The sequence below is a fragment of the Rhodococcus sp. T7 genome (assembly GCF_009872365.1).
Taxonomy (GTDB): Bacteria; Actinomycetota; Actinomycetes; order Mycobacteriales; family Mycobacteriaceae; genus Rhodococcus_F.
Genome location: NZ_WXYH01000295.1, coordinates 1 through 645 on the forward strand (window position 1 = coordinate 1; position 645 = coordinate 645).

Below are 645 nucleotides of genomic sequence, written 5' to 3' on the forward strand. Positions count from 1 at the left end.
CGTCTTCCTCGCCTCCGATGAGTCGCGCTACGTGACCGGCCTGGCGATGACGGTCGACGGCGGGATCAGCATCTCCTGACCTGGTCCCTAATAATGCTTGCTGTTATCTTTTTAGATAAATAGACCACATCTAGGCGCCCGGGTGACGAGGCGTCTCCCGCCCAATCAGGAGCACCCATGACAACCCCACTCCTCGGCCGCGCGATCATCATCGGCGGCAGCATCGGCGGCACCCTGGCCGCAGCCGCGATCGCCGATCACTTCCGCGAGGTGGTGCTGCTCGAGCGTGACGAGCTACCCACCGAGCCGGTCTTCCGCAAGGGCGTGCCACAGGGCGCCCACTTCCACGCGCTCTTGGCCGCGGGCCGGGCCGCGATGGATTCTCTGCTTCCCGGCTTCTCCGATCACGCGTTCGAGATGGGCGCGGTGCGACTCGACTCCGCACAGGACGTGATGCGCCTGGATCGGGTCGGCTGGTCGCCTCGGTTCGAGTCGGGCCTCGAGTTCCTGATGGCGAGTCGGCCGTTGATCGAGAAGGCGCTTCGCGACAAGGCTGCCGAACTCGACGGCGTGCAGTACCGCTCAGGCGTCGAGGTGGCCGGACTGCTCGGCGCCGACGGCCGGGTCACGGGGGTGCGCACCACC

The 645-nt window shown here is 66.8% G+C and carries 1 pseudogene; it reads left to right on the top strand.

The features are described from left to right. Window positions 1-177: 177 nt before the first annotated feature. A pseudogene (locus MLGJGCBP_RS23710) lies at window positions 178-645 on the top strand (hypothetical protein); the annotation flags it as partial.